20 protein-coding genes and 1 tRNA gene are annotated in these 21475 nt (G+C 63.7%); 13 read left to right on the top strand and 8 right to left on the bottom strand.

The annotated features are described in order from the left end of the window. Nucleotides 1–10 precede the first annotated feature (10 nt). Complete coding sequence (locus tag ASE56_RS11215; protein ID WP_235556981.1) at nt 11–1060, bottom strand: iron-siderophore ABC transporter substrate-binding protein; 1050 nt, start codon at nt 1058–1060, stop codon at nt 11–13. 23 nt (nt 1061–1083) lie between these two features. On the opposite strand from ASE56_RS11215, the gene ASE56_RS11220 reads away from it, so the two are divergent. The 5 genes from ASE56_RS11220 to ASE56_RS11240 all read left to right on the top strand — a co-directional run bounded on the left by ASE56_RS11220 (nt 1084) and on the right by ASE56_RS11240 (nt 4383). Beyond that, the gene (locus tag ASE56_RS11220; protein WP_156371679.1) at nt 1084–2136 is read left to right on the top strand and encodes an iron ABC transporter permease; all 1053 of its coding nucleotides are present in this window, start codon (nt 1084–1086) and stop codon (nt 2134–2136) included. Then, the gene (locus ASE56_RS11225; RefSeq protein ID WP_056229340.1) at nt 2133–3149 is read left to right on the top strand and encodes an iron chelate uptake ABC transporter family permease subunit; all 1017 of its coding nucleotides are present in this window, start codon (nt 2133–2135) and stop codon (nt 3147–3149) included. Before ASE56_RS11220 ends, ASE56_RS11225 begins: the two co-directional genes overlap by 4 nt. Nucleotides 3150–3188: 39 nt before the next feature. Further along, a tRNA-Lys gene (locus ASE56_RS11230) sits at nt 3189–3264 on the top strand. Nucleotides 3265–3405: 141 nt separating this feature from the next. Further along, nucleotides 3406–3741 carry a hypothetical protein gene (locus ASE56_RS17285; protein ID WP_056229343.1) on the top strand — a complete coding sequence of 112 codons (336 nt, stop codon included), beginning with the start codon at nt 3406–3408 and terminating at the stop codon, nt 3739–3741. A 294-nt stretch (nt 3742–4035) separates the two neighbouring features. Beyond that, nucleotides 4036–4383, top strand: a complete 348-nt coding sequence (locus ASE56_RS11240) for an Lsr2 family protein (RefSeq protein WP_056229882.1) — start codon at nt 4036–4038, stop codon at nt 4381–4383. A 122-nt stretch (nt 4384–4505) separates the two neighbouring features. Here ASE56_RS11240 and ASE56_RS11245 read toward each other — a convergent pair whose 3' ends face one another. From ASE56_RS11245 to ASE56_RS11265, 5 genes are read right to left on the bottom strand one after another with little or no spacing between them, the layout of a single operon-like run. Continuing rightward, on the bottom strand, nt 4506–4829 hold the full coding sequence (locus tag ASE56_RS11245) for a hypothetical protein (protein WP_156371681.1): 324 nt from the start codon (nt 4827–4829) through the stop codon (nt 4506–4508). Between the two features lies 1 nt (nt 4830). After that, on the bottom strand, nt 4831–5136 hold the full coding sequence (locus tag ASE56_RS11250; protein WP_156371682.1) for a hypothetical protein: 306 nt from the start codon (nt 5134–5136) through the stop codon (nt 4831–4833). 8 nt (nt 5137–5144) lie between these two features. After that, on the bottom strand, nt 5145–6281 hold the full coding sequence (locus tag ASE56_RS11255; protein ID WP_082450446.1) for an HNH endonuclease: 1137 nt from the start codon (nt 6279–6281) through the stop codon (nt 5145–5147). Continuing rightward, nucleotides 6281–6601, bottom strand: coding sequence for a type VII secretion target (locus ASE56_RS11260; RefSeq protein WP_056229355.1), 321 nt, complete (start codon nt 6599–6601; stop codon nt 6281–6283). The genes ASE56_RS11255 and ASE56_RS11260 overlap by 1 nt, the downstream gene beginning before the upstream one ends. Next, nucleotides 6598–6993, bottom strand: a complete 396-nt coding sequence (locus tag ASE56_RS11265) for a hypothetical protein (RefSeq protein WP_056229356.1) — start codon at nt 6991–6993, stop codon at nt 6598–6600. Before ASE56_RS11265 ends, ASE56_RS11260 begins: the two co-directional genes overlap by 4 nt. Before the next feature lie 915 nt (nt 6994–7908). Between ASE56_RS11265 and ASE56_RS18050 the strand changes: the two genes are divergently transcribed. The 8 genes from ASE56_RS18050 to ASE56_RS16990 all read left to right on the top strand — a co-directional run bounded on the left by ASE56_RS18050 (nt 7909) and on the right by ASE56_RS16990 (nt 16539). Continuing rightward, the gene (locus ASE56_RS18050; RefSeq protein WP_369111403.1) at nt 7909–8172 is read left to right on the top strand and encodes a helix-turn-helix domain-containing protein; all 264 of its coding nucleotides are present in this window, start codon (nt 7909–7911) and stop codon (nt 8170–8172) included. A gap of 345 nt (nt 8173–8517) precedes the next feature. Then, complete coding sequence (locus ASE56_RS16985) at nt 8518–8883, top strand: hypothetical protein (protein WP_156371683.1); 366 nt, start codon at nt 8518–8520, stop codon at nt 8881–8883. A 1-nt stretch (nt 8884) separates the two neighbouring features. Beyond that, complete coding sequence (locus tag ASE56_RS11275) at nt 8885–9238, top strand: hypothetical protein (protein ID WP_156371684.1); 354 nt, start codon at nt 8885–8887, stop codon at nt 9236–9238. Between the two features lie 509 nt (nt 9239–9747). Continuing rightward, the gene (locus tag ASE56_RS11280) at nt 9748–10032 is read left to right on the top strand and encodes a transposase (RefSeq protein ID WP_056229365.1); all 285 of its coding nucleotides are present in this window, start codon (nt 9748–9750) and stop codon (nt 10030–10032) included. Nucleotides 10033–10078: 46 nt separating this feature from the next. Next, nucleotides 10079–10729, top strand: coding sequence for an IS3 family transposase (locus ASE56_RS11285; RefSeq protein ID WP_162234507.1), 651 nt, complete (start codon nt 10079–10081; stop codon nt 10727–10729). Then, nucleotides 10693–10923 (top strand): integrase core domain-containing protein, encoded by a 231-nt coding sequence (locus tag ASE56_RS16595; RefSeq protein WP_082450452.1) that lies wholly within the window; start codon nt 10693–10695, stop codon nt 10921–10923. The genes ASE56_RS11285 and ASE56_RS16595 overlap by 37 nt, the downstream gene beginning before the upstream one ends. A gap of 377 nt (nt 10924–11300) precedes the next feature. Further along, entirely contained in the window at nt 11301–12854 is a 1554-nt protein-coding gene (locus ASE56_RS16600; protein WP_082450454.1) for a toll/interleukin-1 receptor domain-containing protein, read from the top strand. A 109-nt stretch (nt 12855–12963) separates the two neighbouring features. Continuing rightward, nucleotides 12964–16539: a hypothetical protein gene (locus tag ASE56_RS16990; protein ID WP_156371686.1), complete on the top strand. Its 3576-nt coding sequence runs from the start codon at nt 12964–12966 to the stop codon at nt 16537–16539. Nucleotides 16540–16562: 23 nt separating this feature from the next. Here the strand turns inward: ASE56_RS16990 and ASE56_RS16995 are convergent, their stop codons facing one another. Both ASE56_RS16995 and ASE56_RS11305 read right to left on the bottom strand, forming a co-directional pair. Further along, entirely contained in the window at nt 16563–17012 is a 450-nt protein-coding gene (locus ASE56_RS16995; protein WP_156371687.1) for a helix-turn-helix domain-containing protein, read from the bottom strand. Between the two features lie 74 nt (nt 17013–17086). Beyond that, nucleotides 17087–21193: a LamG-like jellyroll fold domain-containing protein gene (locus ASE56_RS11305; RefSeq protein ID WP_056229379.1), complete on the bottom strand. Its 4107-nt coding sequence runs from the start codon at nt 21191–21193 to the stop codon at nt 17087–17089. Nucleotides 21194–21475: the final 282 nt, after the last annotated feature.

A 21475-nucleotide genomic window follows, 5' to 3' on the forward strand; every position in this document is an offset into this window, starting at 1 on the left:
CTTTCGTTCGTCAGAACGCGACCGTGCGGATGATCTCGTTCTGCACGAGCCGGGCGGCGACGGGCCCGGCGTTCATGAACCACGGGTCGAAGTCGACGGTCGTCGTCTTCTGGCCGGCGACGGCGGAAAGGGTCTGCCACAGCGGCGCCTGCTCGATGAACGACACGCCCTGCCCCGTTCCGCCATAGAACACGTGATCCGCGTCGGCGAGGTCGATCTGTTCGGCGCTGATCTCCTGCGACGTCTCGTCGAACCGCTGCGACTCTGGGCGTCCGAGACCGAGATCCTCCGCGATGCCTCCCGCGAAGGACGGCACTCCCATGATGCGCGTGCGGTCGCCCGTCGACTGCAGGAACGATACGGCCGGCTCCCCCGCCGGGTGGGTCTGCGAGAACGCGGCGCTCTGGGCCTGAAGATCGTCGAGGATGCCGCGGGCATCGCCCTCGTCACCCAGGGCGTCGGCGATGAGGAGGAAGTCGCTCTTCCAGTTCACCCCGTTGCCCTTCGTCACCACGGTGGGCGCGATGGCCGCGAGAGCGTCGTAGAGCTGGGCGCCCCGGGTCGAGTTGATCAAGATCAGATCGGGCGCGGCTTGCGCGATTGCCTCGAGGTCGGGCTCGGTCCGCTGGCCGATGTCGGACATGGCGTCCAGCGCCGGCGCCCGCTCGGGGAACGCGTCGAGCAGATACCGGGGCACCAGTCCGCTGTTCTCGGCCCGTGTCGCCGCCACCGGCACCTGGCCCAGAGAGAGGAGCGCGTCGAGCTGCCCCGTGGAGACGACCGCTATACGCTTCGGCTCGGACGGAATCTCGGTCGTCCCGGCGAAGTGCGTCACCTCGCGGGGGAAGACGCCGTCGGCTTGCGCGGAGCCCATGCCGGGCTCGAGGTCGCGCGAGACGGTCCACTCCCCGGTCGAGCCGGCCTCGGCATCCACCGCCGAAGGGCCCGCGGCGGGGCCGGCGCATCCAGCGAGGGCGAGCACGGCTGCAGCGAGGCCGACGCCGACGAGTCGTCGAGGACGGAATCGGGCACGGGAGGACAACAAACGAAAGTCGATCACCCGGTTAGGTTATCCTTACCTATGTGATCGTCGTCCAGCCGCCCACCGTCCCGGGCGTGGCGGAACGGGATTCGAGTCGACGGTCGTCGCGACGACGCGCGGTCATGTTCTTCCTGGTCGTCAGCGGCATCCTCGTCGGACTCGTCCTCGCGAGTCTCGCCGTGGGATCTCGCGCCCTCAGCCCCCTCGATGTCGTGTCGACCCTCTTCTCGGATCGACAGGATGCCGCCGGCGTCATCGTCCATCAGCTCCGCCTACCGCGCACCCTCACCGCGATCTTCGCCGGGGCCTGTCTCGGCGTGGCCGGCGTGCTCATGCGCGCCGCGACGCGGAACCCGCTCGCCGACCCGGGCCTGCTCGGGGTGAACGCGGGCGCCGCCCTCGGCGTCGTCGTCGCCATCGGGTTCTTCGGGGTCGCGACGGCGAGCGGATACGTCTGGTTCGCCTTCGCGGGCGCGGCGGGGGCGTCGCTGCTGGTGCACACCGCGGTCCGCGGCGAGCGGCGCGACGACACCATCGGTCTGGTCCTGGCCGGGGTGGCGCTCAGCGCGTGTCTGGGCGCCGTCGTCCGCATCATCACGCTGGCCGACGACGACACCTTCGAGTCGTTCCGGTTCTGGGCGGTCGGTTCGTTCGAGCGCCGCGATCCCGACGTCGCGCTCCAGCTCCTGCCCTTCGCCGTCGTGGGCCTCCTGCTCGCCGTCGTCGTGGCGCGGGGCCTCGATCAGCTGCAGCTCGGCGCCGACCTGGCGCGGGCGCTCGGGGTCTCTCCCCCGCTGGTCATGATCGGCTCGGGCGTCGCCATCACCCTGCTCTGCGCCGCCGCGACCGCGGCAGCGGGACCCCTGGCCTTCATCGGACTGCTCGTGGCTCACGCCGTTCGCGGCGCGGTGGGCGGGTCCGTCCGGACGTCGCTCCCCCTGGCCGCCGTGACCGGGGCAGCGCTGACGCTCGCGAGCGACGTCCTCGGTCGGGTCATCGCCCCTCCCGGCGAGGTGGAGGCGGGGATCGTCGCCGCTTTCCTCGGGGCCCCGCTGCTGCTGTGGCTCATCCTCCGGAAGAAGCGGATGCCGTGAGCACAGCAACCTTCCTCCGCACTCCCGCGCGCTCGCGACGGCGCCTCCGATACGCACTGGTCCTGGTCGGCACGCTCGTCGTCGCGGCGATAGCCGCGGTGGTCGGGCTCACGACGGGTTCCTTCCAGGCGTCCATCGGGCAGGTGGCATCCGCGCTGACCGGAGAGGGTGACGGACGGACGACCGTCGTGGTCGTGGGCCTGCGCGTCCCGCGCGTTCTGGCCGCTCTGGCCATCGGCGCCGCCCTCGGCGTGGCCGGGGCCGTGTTCCAGACGCTCGCCCGCAACCCGCTCGCGAGCCCCGACATCGTCGGATTCAGCGCCGGGTCGGCCACCGGGGCGCTCGTCGGGCTCACTTTTCTCGCGCCGACCGCCTCTCCCGCCGCCGGGGCATGGATCGGCGGTCTGCTGACCGTCGTGGTCGTCATGGCCATCGCCCGCAGCGTGGGCGTCTCGCGAGAGCGGACCATCCTCGCCGGGATCGCGCTCTCGACCCTGCTGTCGGCGGTCAACGACTACCTCCTGACCCGGGCCCCGCTCGAGATCGCCCGCAACGCGACGCAATGGCTTCACGGGAGCCTGGCGGCGACATCTCTCGACGATGTGGCGCTGCTGCTCGCGTCGATCGGCATCCTGTCACTCGTATTGATCGTCGTGTACCGCGACTTCCGCGCTCTCGAGCTCGGCGACAACACCGCTGTCGCCCTCGGGGTGCGCACCGGGCGAGTACGACTCGTGCTCATCGTCGTCGCCGCGCTGCTCACCGGGACCGCGACCGCGGTCGCCGGTCCCATCGGTTTCATCGCTCTGGCCGCACCGCAACTCGCCCGACGCACCATGGGCACCAGCGGGATCCCGCTGGTCGGCTCCGCGGTCACGGGCGCAGCCGTGCTCCTCGTCGCCGACGTCATCGCCCAGCGCGCCCTGGCACCGTTGCAGATTCCGGTCGGCCTGCTCACCGCCGTCGTCGGGGGCGCCTACCTGTTCTGGATCGTGTCGCGGCGACGCCGGTGAGCACGAGCGCCCCCGCGGGGCCGGTAGGCTGGACGGCGAGGGCCTCTAGCTCAGTCGGTAGAGCATCGGACTTTTAATCCGCGGGTCGTGGGTTCGAGCCCCACGGGGCCCACCATGTTGCGCTTACTCGAAATATCGTCCAAAGCGATGTTAGAATTTCGCGTGATTCGTCCGACCTTGAAGCACCCTTGCTGCCAGCGAGGGTGCTTTCCTGTTGGAACGCGGCGTCCGCGGCCAGGAGTGCGTCGAATGGCGCGTGGAGCTCCGCTCCCGTCACCTCGTCAACCTCGACGTAGATGCGCCGGAACAGCGCCTGGTTCATGAGTCGGCGAATCTCGTCTGTGGCGTTCGCATAGACCTCGCCTGGTCGCTCGAGGAACGACACGGCGGCGTCGATGTAATCCAGGACGTCCGCGAGCTTGCGTTCGACATTCTCGAGTTGCGCCGCCATGATGGCTCGCTGCTTGGTAATTGCGGAGATGCGCCTCTGGATGGTCGCGCGTGGGATCAACCCGTCCGCGGCCAGATCCAGCAGGTTTTGCTCCTGCGTATCCAGCTTCTTCAAGTTCGCACTGACCTGCTTGTGCAGTGACCGCGTGGCCCGCTGGTCGTTATCCACGGTGCGCTGTATCCCCTCCCGAAGGGCCTTCGAGAACGCTTCCGTCACCCGTTGCCGTTGCCAAAAGCGCACAACAGCATCTTCAAGTCGAGGTAGCTGCGAGCGAACGACCACACTCCGATTACTGCCGCTCCGCCAGTTGAAGGACAAGAGATGCACGGATCGACGAGCCAGTTGTCTTCGAAATTGCAGCTTTGAATGACGTTCGAAAGTCGCGATCCAACTCGATCGTGAATTGTTACCTTCGGGTGTAAGGTTTTGCTCATCATGGCTACCAAACACATTGCGCAGATCACCGACGACCTCGACGGCACCGTCCTCGAGCAGGGTGAGGGAAAGCAGATCACCTTCTCTGTCGAAGGCCGCGCATACGAGATCGACCTCTCCGACAGCAACGCCGACAAGTTCTACAAGGCGCTCGCCCCGTTCGTCGACGCAGCCCGCGCAACTGGATCCGCCGCCGGTGGGCGAGCATCCCGTGGAAGCGCTCGCGCCAAGAGCGATCTCGACCTGGGCGCGGTACGCAAATGGGCACGCGCCAACGGTCACACCGTGAGCGACCGCGGACGCGTGCCTGCCACCATCGTGGACGCCTATAAAGCTGCTACCGCGTAACCACCCCACTCACTCGTTGAAGCGTCCATTGCGATAGACGAGAAACGACGCCTCCGCCCATCGGCGGAGGCGTCGTTGTGTTTCAGGGCAGTGAAACGGCGTAACTTCGCAAGGTCGAACCGTCAATCGTTCTCGAAGCGCACATCCACCATCTTGTGAGTCCAAGCAATCACGTCGGGAGTTACGCCCGCTGCGAGAGCTTCGTGGACATATTGCTCCCAGCGTGCGCGAAGTTCGTCAGCCGACCCGGGAGGCATCTCCATCGAACGCTCTATCGCTTCCTGCCACGACGAAGCTTCCACATGCAGCGCTGAAATGATTTTCGGAGCCATCTGCTCGTTTGCGCGGGCCGTCTTCTCATCGAGCGCACCCAGCGCGTCGAGCACGTATGCGTCGAGCAGTCGAAGGACGGGTTTGCCTTCGTAGCGAGCTGCGAGGTCAGGCACGTCAGTCGCCCCAAGAATGCGCGCGGAGCGCGACGAAGTCGCCGCGGATGAATTCGTCCGCCAGGACGAGACGTTCGTCCTCGCTCAAGCCACGAAGGTTGCCTACTTTCTCGCCATCCTCATCAACGTTCTCGAAAAGAACCCGATCGGGATAAAACTCCAGGTTCCACTCGTCCGAATCAGAAACGGAGATACTCCTGTGCTCGTCGTCGCCGTCCGGAACGGCAATCGTCGAGAGAAGCGCCGCCTGATGCTCGAGGGTGATGTCCTCTTCAATCTCTGCACCGTACCGGTCGGTGAACCACACGCTGCGCATCAATTTCCGCCTCCCCAAATCGAATATCCACCCCTACCGTCGGGGTGCAGTGTGTCCCAGAAAATCGAGGGTTTCGTGTGTTGATCCTTCGGAACCAGCTGCGTGACACCATACCGACCATCCACGGTATCGGGATGCGCGTGGTGCCAGGTGAAGAGGGTCGGATCGGGGCTCTTACGGCCGCCCTCAGCGGCGACTCGGTCCGAGACCCCCGGAACCATCTCCTCCATACCGCGTGCGAAGTCGGGGTCGGAACGGATGGCCTCGTCGAGGGCCGCGTTAGCACGGTTCGAGTGGACCTTTCTCGACTTCGCCCAATCCCTCGGATCCAGCTCCATCTCGTACGCGACTGAGTAAAAGCGCCCGTCGGGGCCTTTCGGGGGCGCAATCTCGCCCCCACGCCGAAACAGCTTGCCAAGCACCGCACAGAGCTTGTCGAACAGTGGCATCAGCTTCCGAGCCGACGACAGCAGGTTCTCGATGAACCGGCCGACCCGCGTCGCAACGGACGAAACGCGCGCCACTATCTGCCCGACAGCCACCGGGGTACCGAGACCGAGCGTCGCCCCCGCAGTGATCAGCGCGCTGATAGCCGTACCCACGACCTGAGCGATACCGTCACGCACTAGCTCGTAGACGGCCTGCACGAGCGTGGATGCGATCTCGAGGCCCGACCCAACAGCGCCCGACCATGTGCCAGTTGACGCGACGGTGTCCGCCAGCGCCTGCACGTGGGCGCGGTAGGCGGTGATGGTCTCGCCGCTCATGTCATCGAGATCCGCCAGCCGGTGCTGCAGATCGCCGCCGACGCGATTGAGCTGGTTTGACACGTTTGCCCAGGTCTGCGCGAATGCCTGGACCTCGGCGGCATTGCCGGTGAGATCCTGCAGCCAGCCACGGAGGGGCTCGATGTGATCGAGCACCCATCCCAGCCCGTTCGCAAGGAGGGTGCCGATGGGGTCGATCACCGCGGCGATCGTGTCCACTGCCGTCGAGAAGGCCGCCATGCCGCCCTCAACCCAGTTGCCAGATTGGATGGCGTTGGCCAGGTCAGCGCCGTCTTGTAGAAGATAGGCGCCGCCGAACGCTGAGGGCTCAGATGCGACGGGAGCAGCAACGAGCGGATTGTCACTCATCAGCCCAGTCCTCGCTCGAGGCTGCGAACGACGTCGACGACGGAGTCTTCGTATCGCTGGAAGTCCCCAGCTGCATCGCGGATTTGTGATGCGGTGCGCTCGATAGTCCGACTGCCCTGCTGGATCGCAGAGCCGACGGCCTGTGATACCACGCCAACAGGCGGAACCATCCACGCGCACAGCAGCCCGAACGCACCACCAGAGAGGTTGATGGACTGCACCGCCGAGAGCGCCTGCGCAGCGTCAGAGGCGAGCTGATCGACGTGCCCAGCGTGCTGGTTCAGAAGCTCGGCGTCGATGCGGATGTTGCCCCCGCTCATCGGATGCCTCCTGACGGTCCGAGCTCGTCACCCGCATTGCGGGCCTCGAGATCCGCGGCGATCGTCTTCACGATCGGATCGTCGTCCCCCATGATTTCTGTCGTCGCGGCGAGCGTGTCGGCACGAGCCTGCCGTGTCGCCTTGCCCATCAGCTCGAAGATTTCGGCAGCCAGGCGGTCGCCACCACGGTCGAGCGCGCTGTCGCCGATCCGGAGGTCGCGTAGCACGCCGGCGGCGTCGACCTCGACCGACAGGTCACGGCGGATGGACACGGCTTTGCCGCGTACGCCGTCGATGGCGGACTGCAGTGCGGGATACCGCTCCGCGCGTTGCTGCGCCCGACGAACATCGTCTTGTACTCGCTGCACCGCTTCGTCAGCACCCCAGACCATGCGAGCCCCCTTCGCATTTCGGACACTCGACCTTATGACGATGCGTCCAAGATTTGGATGAGACTTCTCCCATCTTCGTCCGCAGGGGCGAGTGCGCCAGCCGCAGTTGCCGCCCGTCCGACCGCCTGGGACAGGCGGCGAGCACTATCAAGGGCTCTTAGGAACGACCGGGAGTGAAGGTCGCCACAACCAACGACACATAGGCTGTGTCGGCGGTACAGCCCCTCTCCACGGCGGCATCAGTCAGCAGCCTGCGCTCGTAGGGGTCGAACCCATCGGGGGCTGACGAGAATTCCACGGATCTGACGTTGCCGACGTCGCCCCAGCTCAGTTCATCGGCAGGGTGGATCTGACGCATGCGATCGGCACCGCACCACTCAGGGCGAACGTCCTGAGCGGAGGGCGGGGCGTGAGACACCGAGAGCCTTCCGTTCAACATTCGGTGATCGCACAGAGTGGAATCTCGCCAGGCCCGGACGAAGTTATCCATAGATGTGAGTGGGGAGAACCCGGCGGCGCCCAGTCACGCCCCGTGCGCTGTTCACGGCTCAGGGTGCGTTCGCGGCGGCTGCTATCTGCCTGAAACCCTGCTGCGCGGTCGATTCGTTTCTGTCGATCGTCATCGCCTTCCATGCGGTATCTCTCGGCGTATAGAACGTCTCACCGCGGCAGAGTTTCGCGTCTCATGCCTGCGCTCGCGGCGGTCCTTACAAGTCGAGCCTGGCAGTTCTCTTGCAATTGACCCGCTAGTCGCCCAAAATTGCTGGGTTCAGGAGGCATCCGCTTGATCGCACGAGACGAACTTGCAACAGTTTGGGAGTCGGATAGGTAGCGATTAAGAGGGGGTCCCGCCACATGTACAGCACACAGAGATCGATCGCCACGGATCGAGGAAAGCGATTACTCAATCGACCGATGTTCAGTTCGGAAGTCAAGATCCAGGAATGCACTATTGAACTAGCGCCATCGGTGCATTACATCTGCAGGTCTTTTCGCGACCAGCGTGAGGCAAAAGGGATATCTCAAGAGATGGTGGCACAAGCTGCAGGTATCGCAGTTGTTACGTACGGACATCTTGAGCGATGCGCCACCCCATCGGGCGCGCTTCCAAACCCAAAATTGCACACACTCTTGCGGATATATGACGCACTAAGCATGAAGCCGCTGTTTGCCCTATAGCTCTTTCGCCAACAGGACTCAAGTAGTCACGGCTACTTGTTTCGCACTCGTGAACGTTCTTTCATCGAGGGTAGTCAGCGCTGAGCGGTTGAGATACAGCCCCGCGGGCTATATGAAAGGCTGATAGGAATGCTTACTAAGAACCGGTTCAGGACTGCCGCTTTGATCGCAGCTCTGGGCGTCTGCCTCTCTTCCGGGGTCGCAGGGGCGAACGCGACCGTCCAATCACAGGCGTCGGCGGACTCTGGAGCGACACTTGTTTGGACAACGGATCCTTCTACAGTGTCGTCTCGGTCTCTCCAGGCGGCAAGCGCTGCACAAACGTGGGCGGGATGCGGAGTTGGGGTGGATCCGAACAAGACAGTCCGCAGTTTCCCCAGGTCGAAAATCCTCCGATGCGGGAATGCAAATTTTGGTTATTTCCATATCAAGGCGCGCCACGAAGGTGACTGGCAGGCCAAGGCTGCTGGTACGAACCAGAATTGGCGCGATATCGCGGACATCGGCATCGACGCCGCCCTCCGGGATCCCGTCATCACGAAACCCCGAGACTCCAATGACACCACGTGCTACTCTCGCAAGATCTTCCTGGTGAACACGCAGAATAATCAGACCGTCGGTGAAACTATCGTTCGCGTCGTCGCCGGCAACCGGAGCAACAACATCGTGACCGCGTTCCCGTCGTCTGGCTACTGCACTGGACAAGAATAGGATGGCGTTGAATTTACACGAGCAGTTAGTCAATAGACTGGGCGAGATCTGTGAGGTATCGAGGATCGACGCTGTCGCCTACAACCTTCGACCGCGGAATGCTTCTGACGTGAGACCTGTGGAGTTTATCGCTCCTCCTCCGGCGCTTGAGAAATACCTGCACAGGACCGCTTCGGATGCGTTGCTCGCCCTCGGGGAAGTCGGTGACGACCCAAGTGGTGTCACCGCGGCGCTGGCACTTCTCGTGGTACACGTTGAGGAGGAAATCTACGTGGACTCGCAAACTGATTTGCTCGCGATTGAGGTCACCCCTGAAAGTCTGAACGTCACGCGGTCGAACCCCATCCACCGCTAAGCTGTACGGCTCAACGACGGGTGACGCCACTCGACGGTAACGCCCATAAACCACATAGGGTGTCCCACTCATTGCGGGGCACCCTATGTGGCGTACCGCCGACAAGGGGATTGGACCAAGTATTTGGCTGGTCGATGCAGTGCACTACTCCTCCGTGAGATTGCCCACGCGGAGGAGAGACAACGCCATCCTCAACCTGCGGCACCCGTTCGACGCGTTGGACACAAGCGGATCTACAACATCCGTGTCCGTGGGCTCGCCCGACCCACACCGGACTACGACAAACTCGCGCGGGCACTGCTCGAGCGCGCCCGCAACGAAGCTGAAAAGGCCGCGCCTACCGACCAGGACGCGGACGCAGCCTGACGCCCTCCGCCTTCAGCACTCGATGCACGGCGCCGAAGCTTGAGTTCAACCGTGCGGCGATGGGCTTGATCGCAAGAGGAGCTTGACCCGGTTTCCCGGACACCTGAGTTGAGGCCCTGATCGTCTCGGAAGGAGTCCGTGAGATGCCTGCTGCCCACCCGCTGGAGTTCCGGCGTCGAGCCCTCGATCTCGTCGCGCAGGGCAACCCCGTCGGCCAGACCGCCCGTGATCTGGGGATCAGCGAGTCCTGTCTTCGGAACTGGATGAACCGCGACGCGATCGACGCTGGCCGCAAGGCCGGTGTCACCACCGAGGAGCACAAAGAACTCGTCGAGCTGCGGCGCCGGAACCGGGTGCTGGAGATGGAGATCGAGATCCTCAAGCGCGCGTCGGCGTCCTTCGCCAGGGAGAACGTGCTCCCAAAATAGTGTTCCGGCTGGTCCAGGAGCTCGCCGCCGGTGGACCCCTGTCGCGGTGGCCTGCCGGTTCCTGAACATCTCCCGATCGGGCTACTACGACTGGGCGAGCCGACCGCCATCGCCGCGAGCGGTCGCGGACGAGGAGCTGACGAGAACGATCCGTCGCATCCGCGCCGACTCGCGAGAGACCTACGGCGCCCCACGGGTGCTGGCAGAACTGCGACTCGGGCTCGGCGTCCGCCTTAGGAAGAAGCGCGTCGCCCGGCTGATGCGCCTCGACGGCCTCACCGGCGTGTCCCACCGTCGCAAACGGCGAGGCGGGAAGCCGAACACTGCGACGCATGAGGATCTCGTGAAGCGACAGTTCCGAGCGGACGCGCCGAACCGGCTCTGGTTCTGCGACATCACCCAGCACAGGGCGAAAGACGGCTGGGTTTACTGCGCAGCCGTCATCGACGCCTACTCGCGGCGGATCGTGGGGTGGTCGATCTCGGACCGGATCACCGCGGAGATCGTCGTCGACGCGCTCGAGATGGCCCGCTGGCGCCGTCGTCCCGAACCCGGCGCCGTCGTCCCGAACCCGGAACCGTCGTCCACGCCGATCGAGGAGCGCAATACACCTCGTGGCTCTTTGGACACCGGCTGCGCCAAGCCGGACTCCTCGGATCGATGGGCAGAGTCGCCTCCAGCGTCGACAACGCCCTGATCGAGAGCTTCTGGTCGACGATGCAACCGGAACTGCTGGACCGCACGAACTGGGACCCCAGGGCGCAACTCGCGTCCGCGATGTTCGAGGGGATCGAGGGCTTTTACAACCCTCGCCGCCGGCACTCATCGCTCGACTACCTCAGCCCCGCCGACTACGAAGCCCTACACGCCACCGTCGAAATCGCGGCATGATCACCACACAAGAACCGTCCGGGAAACCGGGTCAAGCTCCGCCCGCGAAGAAATCGAGCGAGAGGCAGCAGGCAAACGCGACGCCATTGCCGCCATCTTCGACGCCACACCGTCACCAAAGACACCGCGCACGCCGCCGAAGCCCCAGGGCATCTGACGGCTCCACCTCACGGGCGGTCGGCTCGAGCACGTCCATCCGGACGCTGCTCGCCGGCCGCCCCATATCCACTCCCCCGCACCGACTACCCGACCTTGTTTGCGCTCTACGATCCACGAGAACCACTCCGCCGGCTGTCTCAGCCTGCGCCCCGGCCCGGGGTCCACAACGCGCACTACGCTGGCAGTAGTCAACTCATCGGTGCACTTGCTGGAGTGACGTGCCGGCAGAAACGCACACCGAATCGATTCAAAGACGACTCGACGTGATACAGGGGGAATCTACGGTGGAAGAGCCTACAGAAACACTGAAAGCAACCGGCCCCCACCCGCTGGACACCATAAATCAAGGGAGCGAAGACGCGCCACGAGCCTTCATCTCCTACGCGTGGTCCGACCCCCGCCATCAAGAACGAGTGAAGGCTTTTGCCGATCGACTGATCTCCCAGGGGATCGACACGATCCTCGACATCTACGACAACCGCCCCGGCCACGATCTCGACGCCTTCATGGAGCGAGTTGTGACTGACCCCCAGGTGTCGCACGTTCTCGTGATCTCTGACGCAACGTACGTTACGAAAGCGGATGGACGCCAAGGAGGTGTCGGCGCAGAAACTCAACTGATCAGTCGCGAGGTATATAACAAGATTGATCAGGAGAAGATTGTCCCCCTAATTTTCGAGCGAGACGCTTCCGGGCATCCTTGCCTGCCAGCATACATGAAGGGCCGCCACTACATCGACTTCTCAGATGCGAGCGAATTTCACGTGAGATTTGACGAACTCGTACGTCATATCTACGGACAACCCGAGCATGTCAAGCCCCGCCTTGGGCCACGTCCGACGTTCGAGCCTTCGTCCACTCATCCGTCCGAATCCATCGTAGTTTCCCGCCACAGTGCAGGGACTGTTTATTCTGCGGTCGAGAACTTGATGGAGCATCTCCGTGGCTCGCGATCTATTTCCGAAGATGTACCTGTCGAGGTGGACGAGATTTTAGTTAGAAAGATTCGTGACGCCCAGCCATACGTGGCGGACGTCTTGCGACTGGTGCAAGCCCAGACCTTGGACTCAACAGCAACCGAGAAGTACGTCGACTTTCTAGACGACCTGTTCTGTCAAATCAAGTCCCAGGAAGGCCCACTCCCCGGAGTCCAGTCGTTTCGTGACTCTGATTATGAACATATTGGATTTTTGGCCCAACAGATCATCGTCTCTGTTTTAGCAATTCTGGTAAAGAATCGCGAGTACGACCTCATATGGAAGCTTGTAGATCACACGTACTTCTACGAACGCCGATTCGAAGGTGTACGCGCCGCAACACTCGGGGACTTCTATCAATACAGCTCAATTCTCGACGAGTACCGCAACAAGCGTCTAGAGTTGCGACGACTGAGTGTCGTCGCCGACTTCTTGAAAGAGTTCACGGAAGAGGCGAGCATCGTCTCCTTTGCCCAATTTGTGCAAGCGGACTGCCTCATCTATCTTCTCCTGAGGTTCCGTTTTCCTGCTGATCGGTACAAGTGGTGGTTTCCCAAGACTTCCGTGTATGCGGAGCGTTATTCACACGTCACCCCACCGCTTCATGAAATGATCTCTGAGCAACGCGCCAACGCGATTGCGAAGATGTTCGGGAGTCGGGACACCGATGACCTTCTACGCAAGTACGAAGTTGCCAAGACAGAGTCGAAGGATATGGACTACAACGCGGGCTGGGGTTATCACGTGCCAAACTTCTTTGCGATGTTCCCCGAGAACTTATCGACCCTTCCTTAATTCACCTAAAACACGACGTTCGAGTAACTTGTTGACAAGCATTGTCCCAAGCGCCATAATTTGGGAATAGACGTGACTGCTTCGACACACATGACAGGGACAACGCCAGGTGCGTGACCACGGGCCCTACTCGGTTGATCCGCGTCAGGTGGAGGGTCTTGAGGGCTCGGCTTTTGCTGAGCTTGTAGGACGCCTGCTTGAAGCCGAACTGGCGAGTGCAGGGCTTGCGGGAGCCGCCCTCACACAGACCTACCGCACAAACGCACCCGATGAAGGTGTCGATGCAGGACTGGACTCCGACCGAGCCACAGCCTGGATTCCTCTTGGACAATCAGCTTGGCAGTTCAAGGCTGGAAATCTGGCTCCAGCCGCATGCAAGGCAGAGCTTCTCGGCGCAACCGCAGCACTGGAAGTTTTGAAGAATGGCGGCTCCTACCGCTTGGTACTTGGGCGCTCGCTGACTCCTGCCCAAATCACCAAACGCAAGGAGGCGCTGGAGGCAGCTGCCCGCTCTGTCGACATCCAGGTCGACGCTGACACCATTAAGGTCTTCAATGCTGACCACCTCGCGCGATGGGCAGAAGTCTTCCCAGCGGTTGCCATCAGCCCACTGATTCGCGGTATTGGCATCATCGGCCAGTCCTTCGATGAATGGTCGTCGTCAGTCAGCCACAAGACGACTTGGGTTCCGTCGGAAGAACGCACGAAGCAGATCGCAAGCTTGCAAGAGGCCATACTGTCTGGTGATGAGTCCGGCGTTCACGTTGAAGGTGTGAGCGGACTCGGAAAGACGCGACTTGTCATGGAGTCGCTGCGCGCTCAGGCGAATCAGGCTCTCGTACTATATGTGCCTAGCGAGGATCAGTTTCCTCCCGCCGTCTTGAGTCAGCTTCAAACCCAGGGGCGCTCGGCGATCATTGTCATCGACGAGTGCGACGCCAAACGTCACGACACGTTCGCGGCGATGTTGCAGACGGGTACAAAGATCCGACTTGTCACCATTAGCGAACTGTCGCAGCGCGCAACCCGTGCAGCATCGCTACGAATCAAGGCATTCGAGGACGAGCCGCTCACTCAACTCTTGCGAAAGAACGAACCGACACTCTGGCCCGAGGCGGCCAGAGTCATCGTCGAAGTGGCTGCGGGAAACATCGACTACGCGCTTAAGTGCGCAAAGGCACTTGTAGCCCAGCGCCCCGGCACTGTACGACAACTGATTGATCCGAATGATATCCGTCAGTTCATCGTTGATGAGCTTCCTGGAGGGGCACTCTTTTTAGCATCATCCGCCCTCGCGCTCTTTAGCCGCATTGGGTTTGACGCCGAGCTCTCCATAGAAATCGACATCCTCAGTGAGGGAATAGGAATATCCAAATCGGATCTTCGATCTGCAGCAGCAGATCTCTCTTCGCGCGGCCTGCTGACTACGCAGGGAAGGTATCGAAGTGTTGGCCCCCACCCAGTCGCCATTTATTTGGCTTCTAGAGGTTGGACCGAGTTCGGGTCACGCATCGTGATAGACCTTCTTCCCATACTCTCTGAGGACCTAACCGAGCGACTGTTCCGACGCGCCGCCGAGATCGGCGATTCCGCGTTGCCTCGGGCTGTCGTCGATCAAATGCTTGGCCCCGACGGTCCACTCGCCTCACTTGAAGCCGTCGCGGGCGATAGACGCCGTAAACTATTGGACTACCTCGCTATTCTCTCGCCAGAGCGGGTGTCTGGACGGATAGCCGACATGCTCGCGGAAGCGGATGCGGATGTCCTTCGAACAGCCCAAAGCGCACGCCGCCCCCTAGTTTGGGCGCTACAAAAGCTCGCATGGCACTCGTCAACCTTCGCCGAAGCAGCAGACTCTCTGCTCCGGCTTGCACTCGTCGAAAACGAATCATTCTCCAATAATTCAACTGGCGTATGGGTTGATCTTTTCGGAACGATGCTTCCGTCAACGGCAGCCGTACCAAGTGAACGCCTCACGTATTTGCGGTCGAAGGCGACGAGTGACGATCCCTCCGTACGGGCGCTCGTCGTTAAGGCTGCGCATCGCGCCCTCGATGCGCAGGAGCACACGATGGTGTCCGGCGAGCTTCAGGGCGGAGTCGTCGTCGAGCCCCGCGGAGCGGCTAAAACTTGGGGCGAGTCTTGGGAGTACCGCAACGCGGTCATCGACGTTCTCCGAGTTCTCACCGACGACTCAGATGTGGATATTGCATCGTCCGCCGTGGAGACACTCACCGAGGCTATTCACGACTCGCTAGGCGAACCGGTACTCCGAGACCACCTAGCGTCAGCGCTCGCCAGCCTTGCCCCGGCGCAACTTCAAGATGCGCGCGCGAAGCTTGCAGAACTTGCGTCCTTGTACGACCGTGCCGGCGATGAAAAGAAGTATGCCGAGGACATTGACGTATTTGTCGCCGCTCTGCCTGCCGAGACTCTTGACGATCAGCTATGGGTACTTGCGCATTCTTCACCCTGGGACAGACGCAATTCAGACATCGAATCAGAGTTCACCCGAGTCCTTGAAGGCACTGAATCGGCTTCAGCCACTCTCAAGCTTCTTGCGTTGCTAGCCGAGAGTGTTCCTACCGACTTCACAATCGGTCGGATGCTCGCTAGGTGTGGCGCAGACATTGAGGAGACGGCTCCGAAGCTACTTAATCAGGTGTCGGGGCCTAATCCGCGTGCACTAGTGGGTTTCCTCATCAGCCTTGAAGAGGCAACGCCTGGCTTCTACGACCAGTACGTAGACGAGTTGAAGACTGACCCGACTATGAAGCTCCGCCTCACCACGCAGGGCCCACGCACCACACGTGCAGAGACAAGAGTGACCGAGCTGCTCCCGCAAATCTCAGTCGCAGAAGGCGCTCGAGCCGTCTTCTACTGGCTGCGCGATCTTGATGACGAAGACTTTCTTCAGCGCTGCATCGCTGACTGGAAGTCCCGCATTAATTCCGAGGATGATTACCGTGCTTTAGTAGACTTCCTTGCGTTCGTAGTGCACGACCGTCCAGAGGTGTCACCGGCCTTGCAACAGGCGATCGCGGAGGTCGTTGACTGTCGGCTGCGGTTCCCCATGCTCGGTCAACAAGAACACGACTGGTCGCGGCTTGCAGAGCTACAGATCGATACCGATCCGATGCGTATCGTGCGGCTTCTCATTCAGCTTGTCGAACTAGATGCGATCAGGATGTACTCAAGCTCTCAAAATCGGGGGCTCTTCGGCCGGGCGCTGAAACTCGCAGGCGAAAAGGCCTGGTTGGAAATTCTGAACAGGCTCGCGGAACGTAGGTCGTGGAAGCTAGCCTTTTCAATGCAGGGTTGGGCCGCTGACGTTATCGACCTCGACGTGATCGAAGGCTGGGTCGGCGACTCAACAGATCGCGCCAAGACAGTTGCCTCCATTACGTCCGTAGGCTCGGACGAATTGAGCCCCGTGGCATCTTTCCTGCTGCGTCGCTTCGGGGATGAGCAAGGTGTCAGCTCAGCACTTGTGGGTAGATTCACCTCTGGGATGTGGTCAGGGAACGAATCAGACCGAATCCTGGGTCAAGTTGCTCAGGTGAAGCGGTGGCTTGCGCAACCGGGTCAGTCAGAGGGGGCCAGGCGATGGTGTCGAAAGCTGGTTGAGTATCTTGAGTCTCAGCTAAGAGATGTTCTCCAAGGCGAGCAGGAGCAGGACTGGTAGCCAGGCAGCCGTGAAGGCCATTCCTACCGACCAGGACGCGGACGCAGCCTGACACCCTCGGCCTTCAGCACGCGATGGACAGCACCGAAGCTGGAACCGAGTGTTTCCGCGATCGGCTTGATAGCGAGACCCTCCTCGTACAGTTGCACGGCCCGAATTCGCTGCGTCTTGGTCAGTGGTTGGCGACGCATCTGCACGCCGCGATCGTGGAGCAGCTCGAGCATGCTTGGCTTCGAGATGCCGAAGCGTTTGGACAGTTCCGGCGTGCCAACGCCCGATTGGTACAGCTCTACCAACTCCGTGACCTGCTCGTCGCTGAGGCGCCGGCGGATGAGCCACGAGCGACCCGTTTCGTCCAGGTCATCGACGAAGTCTGCAGGCACGACTGCTGCGAGTTCAGCCAGCTTCTGCAGTTTTTTTAGGGGTGGAAGCAGCCCTCCTGATTTTTTGGAGGCTGGTCCTACCGTGCCCACCCATCCCGCCATGCTCCGTGCGCGTCCGTCGCCGTGGGGCCCCGCCGCGACGGACGGAACCCCACGGGTCTGATTCAGACCTGACGCGGACGACGCCGCAGACCCACCAGGACCGTACCGGCCGCGATCAGCGCGAAGGCACTGACGCCGAGACCCCAGGGCAGCTCTGCGCCCGTCCGCGCGAGGGATCCGGCCGGGACCACCTCGATGCCGATCCGGCTGAGGGTCGACGCGTCCGCACGCGTGATGACCAGCGTGTGAGCTCCCGTCGCGAAGTCGGCGGGGACAGTCACGAGGAACGTCACTGCACCGCGGGAGTCCGCGGCGGGGATGCCGGTGATCGTCAGCGGCTGGCTGTTCAGCACCGCGCTGATCTGCTCGCCGGCCGAGAGCCCCGTGACCGAGACGGTGAACGACCCGCCCTGCTCGACGCGCGACGCGCTCGCCTTCGCCGTCGGCCCCGCAGAGGCGCTCTGCGACGCCGAGGGCTGGCCGGGGGCCGAAGGCTGGCCCGACGACGAGACGCTCGGCGAGGGCGAAGCCGACGGGTCGGGCGACGCGGACGGGTCCGACGAGGTCGGGTCGGGAGACGGCTCCGGCGACGGGGTGACCTCGGTCGCCAGCGTCCCCTTCGTGAAGAGCGTGCCAACCTCCGTGGCATCCAGCGCCCGGCTATAGACCCGCACCTCATCGAGGTCGCCGCCATAGAGACTGTCCTGCCCGTATTGCGACTTGGCCAGCAGACCGCCGATGCCACCGGTCGCCTCGAGGTCGGAGGCGTCGAAGATCGTGGCGATCTCGGCGACCTTGGCCCCGTTGACGTACGTGGTGAGCGTGTTCTTGCCCGTGAGCACGAGGGTGACCTGCGCCCAGGTGTCCTTGGGCAGAGCGGCCGCGCCGGACTTGTTCTCGGTGAAGCCCGACTTGATCGCGGCGGCGACGCCTCCGCAGTCGGCACTGGTGAACAGGTAGTTCGACGTGCTCGAACCGAGCGACAGGGGCCACTCGCAGGGAGCGGCACCGTCCCACTTCATCCACGTCGACACGGTGAGATCCCGCGTGCCGTCGGGCACCACGTCTCCCGCGATCGTCGCGAACGCCGCGTTTGAGCCGGCCCGACCGCCCGGGAACGACAGAGCGGAGTCGCCGTCCGCCGTCCGCGCGCCGGTCGCGATGGTCGCGCCCGTCCCGCGGATCGTGGCGTCGTGCCCGTGCCCGGAGACATCGGTCACACGGGAGCCGTCGGTCGTGGCATCCAGTCCGTCGAAGCTGTAGCGCAGCAGCAGATCGGCCTCGGCCCTCACCACGGTCAGGGCCAGCGTCGCGGTGCGGCCGTCGGGGGTCTTCGCCGTGATGGTCGAGGTACCCGCCGACACTGCCACCACCCGGCCGGAGCCGTCGACCGTCGCCACCGCGGGGGCGCTCGAGGTCCAGGTGACCTTCTGGTCGGCGTTCGCGGGCGCCACCGATGCGGTGAGCGAGGTGGTCGCCCCGACGACGAGAGCACGCGAGTCGTAGCCGATGGACACCGAGGTGGATGCCACCGAGCCGCCCACCGCGGTGACGGTGGCGATCGCGGGGGCGACGGAGCCGTCGTTCAGTGCGCCGCGGATCTGCACGCTGTCGCCCGGGGCCTTCAGGGCCGAGAGGTCCTGCTGCTCCCAGGTGACGCCGACCTGGATCGCTCCGGCCGACCGGTTCGCCGTGACCGCCTCGGGGAGGGAGACCGAGGAGGTGCCCGGGGCCACCTCGAACGACAGGGGCGCGACGGAGGTCACGAGCTGCTCGGGGTTGTACTTCGCGAGCAGGCGATCGCGCTCCTCACGGGTGATGCCGAAGGCGACACCGTGGCGCGGGGAGGGCGGCAGCGAGTACTTCGCCGGGACCTTCCAATCGACCTTGCCCTCTTCGAGCGACTCTGTGTAGAGCGGGATGTACCCGCCGCCGCCGTACCAGTCGACGAGCACGTAGTTGCGATCGCCGTTGATGTCGCCGGGGTTGGAACGGAAAGCCGAAGGACCCTCGGTCTCGGGCAGGCCCGCGTTCGCCGAGAGGCAGGTGTCGAACTTGGTCCACTCCCCCGAGGTCGACGGAGCGCGCAGATCGGTGCCCTTCTCGGCCACGATGTCGGGGCGGCAGGCGGTCTGCTCGGTGCCCTTCGTGAAGCGGTAGTAGGTGCCGTCGCGCTCCATGATCGTCGTGTCGATCAGGCCCGCGTTCGTCTTGCGCAGCCCCTCGATGTCGCCTGACTTGATGTACGGGATGGCCGGGGTGAAGTGCACGAAGTCACGCGTCGTAGCCATGAGGATCTGCGGGCCGTTGCCATCTTCCTGGGTGTGCGCGTCATCGAGGAACAGACGCGACGACCAGTACACGACATAGGCGTCGATCGTCGGGTCGTAGTGGGCTTCGGGCGCCCACGTCATGCCGGCGCTCGGCGGCGAGACCTCGATGTGGCGCTGCTCGCCCCAGTTCACGAGGTCGGTCGACTCCCAGATCTCGAGGAAGCGGCTGCCGTTGTCGGTCGGGAAGCCCTTGCGCGCGGCCGACAGATCGGTGGCGATGAGGAAGAAGCGGTCACCCTCCTTCGAGCGCAGCACGAACGGGTCGCGAAGACCCATGTCGCCCTTCGTCGACTCGAGGACGGGGTTGGCGTTGTTCAGCGTGCGCCAGTTGAGCGCGTCGTTGCCCTCCGAGACGGCGAAACGGATCTTCTCGCCGTCGATGGAGTTGTCGCGGAAGTAGACGAACATGTACGCCTCGTCGTCGTCGCGCGTGTGCTCGGCCGCGGCCAGCACCGTAACGGGGAGCTCGACGGTCCGGGTCGCCGCCCCCAGGCGCAGGGTCGCGGTGAGCGTCACTGCCGTATCTGCGGCACCGCGCGTCACGCGACCCTTCTCGACGACGTTGGGCGAAACGCCCGTGTCGGCGTCGGTGATCACTGACGTGTTCGACGACGACCATGAGATGGCGACGTCATCGGCCTGCGCCGACGAGAAGGTGCTCTTGAGGTCGGCGCCGGTCCCGGGGAGCGTGATCGAGCCGCGCACGTCGCCGGAGAGCCCCGCTTGTGCGGGCAGCGCATCGGCGACCTGGCGGACGGCCTCGTCCTGCTCCGTCGCCGACAGCGCGCGCACGGTCACCGCAACGGGGGATCCCACGCGCGTCTGACCGCCGAGGGTAAAAGTCGGGGTGAGCTGGACGGTCGTGTCGCCGGCGCTGGCCGAGGGTCGGGTGACGCTACCGTCCGCGGCCACCACAGCCGCGTTGCTCGTCGCCCACGAGACCGAGGAACCGGCCGCGCTGCTGGTGGGCAGCTGCAGATCGCGATCGACGCCCGACGTGTCGCCGAGCGAGACGGAGTCGGATGCCAGGACCGCGCGGTACCCGTCCGCGCCCACGGTGCGGATGTCGTCGGCCGACAGCGCGCTGTCCCAGATCCGCACGTCGTCGATCGCTCCGACGTAGAACGGGTCGTCCCAGAACGATCGACCGAGGTACCCGCCCACGCCGTTCTGCCCGAGAGCGGCGTCGATGGTCTGTGTGATCCCGGTCAGGTCAGCGTCGGCACCATCGAGCTGACCATTCACGTAGTAGGACAACCGCTGGCCGGGCTGGAAGACGAGGGTGACGTTGGCCCACTGCCCTACCGGGAGGGTTGATCCCCCGTTGCCGACGCGACGCTCCCCTGCTCCGTCCGACACCGCCCCGTAGGTGCCATTGCAACTGGTCGAGGCAAGGACGTTCTTCACGGTCGAGCGGCCGAGACCAAAGGCGAGCTGGCACTGACCGTTGCCCGCGCCCTCCCACTTCGTCCACAGGCTGACCGTCACGGCAGTGTCGGTCGACGAAACGATGTCGTCAGGCAGGGACACGTAGGACGCGACCGTATCGGCGTCGTTGCGCCCGCCGGACAGGCGGATGGCCGAGTCGCCGGCGGACCCGGTGACGCCCGGAACGATCGTGATCCCGCCGTTGCCCACGATGCCGTCCGCACGAGGTGAGCGTGCGCCTGTGTCGGGAATCGCGGCACCCGCTCCCAGCGTGCCGCTGAGCGTGTCGAACGTGTAATGCAGGCCGGGCTCGGGAACGCCTGCGGCTGAGGCCGCGGGAATCGTGACGAACGTCGACGCGGCTACCGCGGCTACGGCGGTGGCGGCGAGAAGACGGGGGACGCGCATGAGGAAGGACGCTCCGTTTCGGTGCGGGGACGGGCGGGCGATGCGGCGCTCCTCACCGGAAACGAACGGCCAGCAACTTTGCTGATCTTTCGGGTCGGCGCGTTGTTAGCGCTCACACTTGCGGCCAAGGTACAGGCGCCGTGAACTGCCGTCAAGTAACGAAACGGTCGGAAAGTGAAGGTTCACATTTGTCTTGCATTCGACCCGGCGCAGTGTTTAGTGTCGGTCGCGACCCAGGCCGGAAACCGCACCACCGGCACGGACCGACACGACGACGTGCGG

The sequence above is a fragment of the Microbacterium sp. Leaf203 genome (assembly GCF_001421275.1).
GTDB lineage: Bacteria > Actinomycetota > Actinomycetes > Actinomycetales > Microbacteriaceae > Microbacterium > Microbacterium testaceum_A.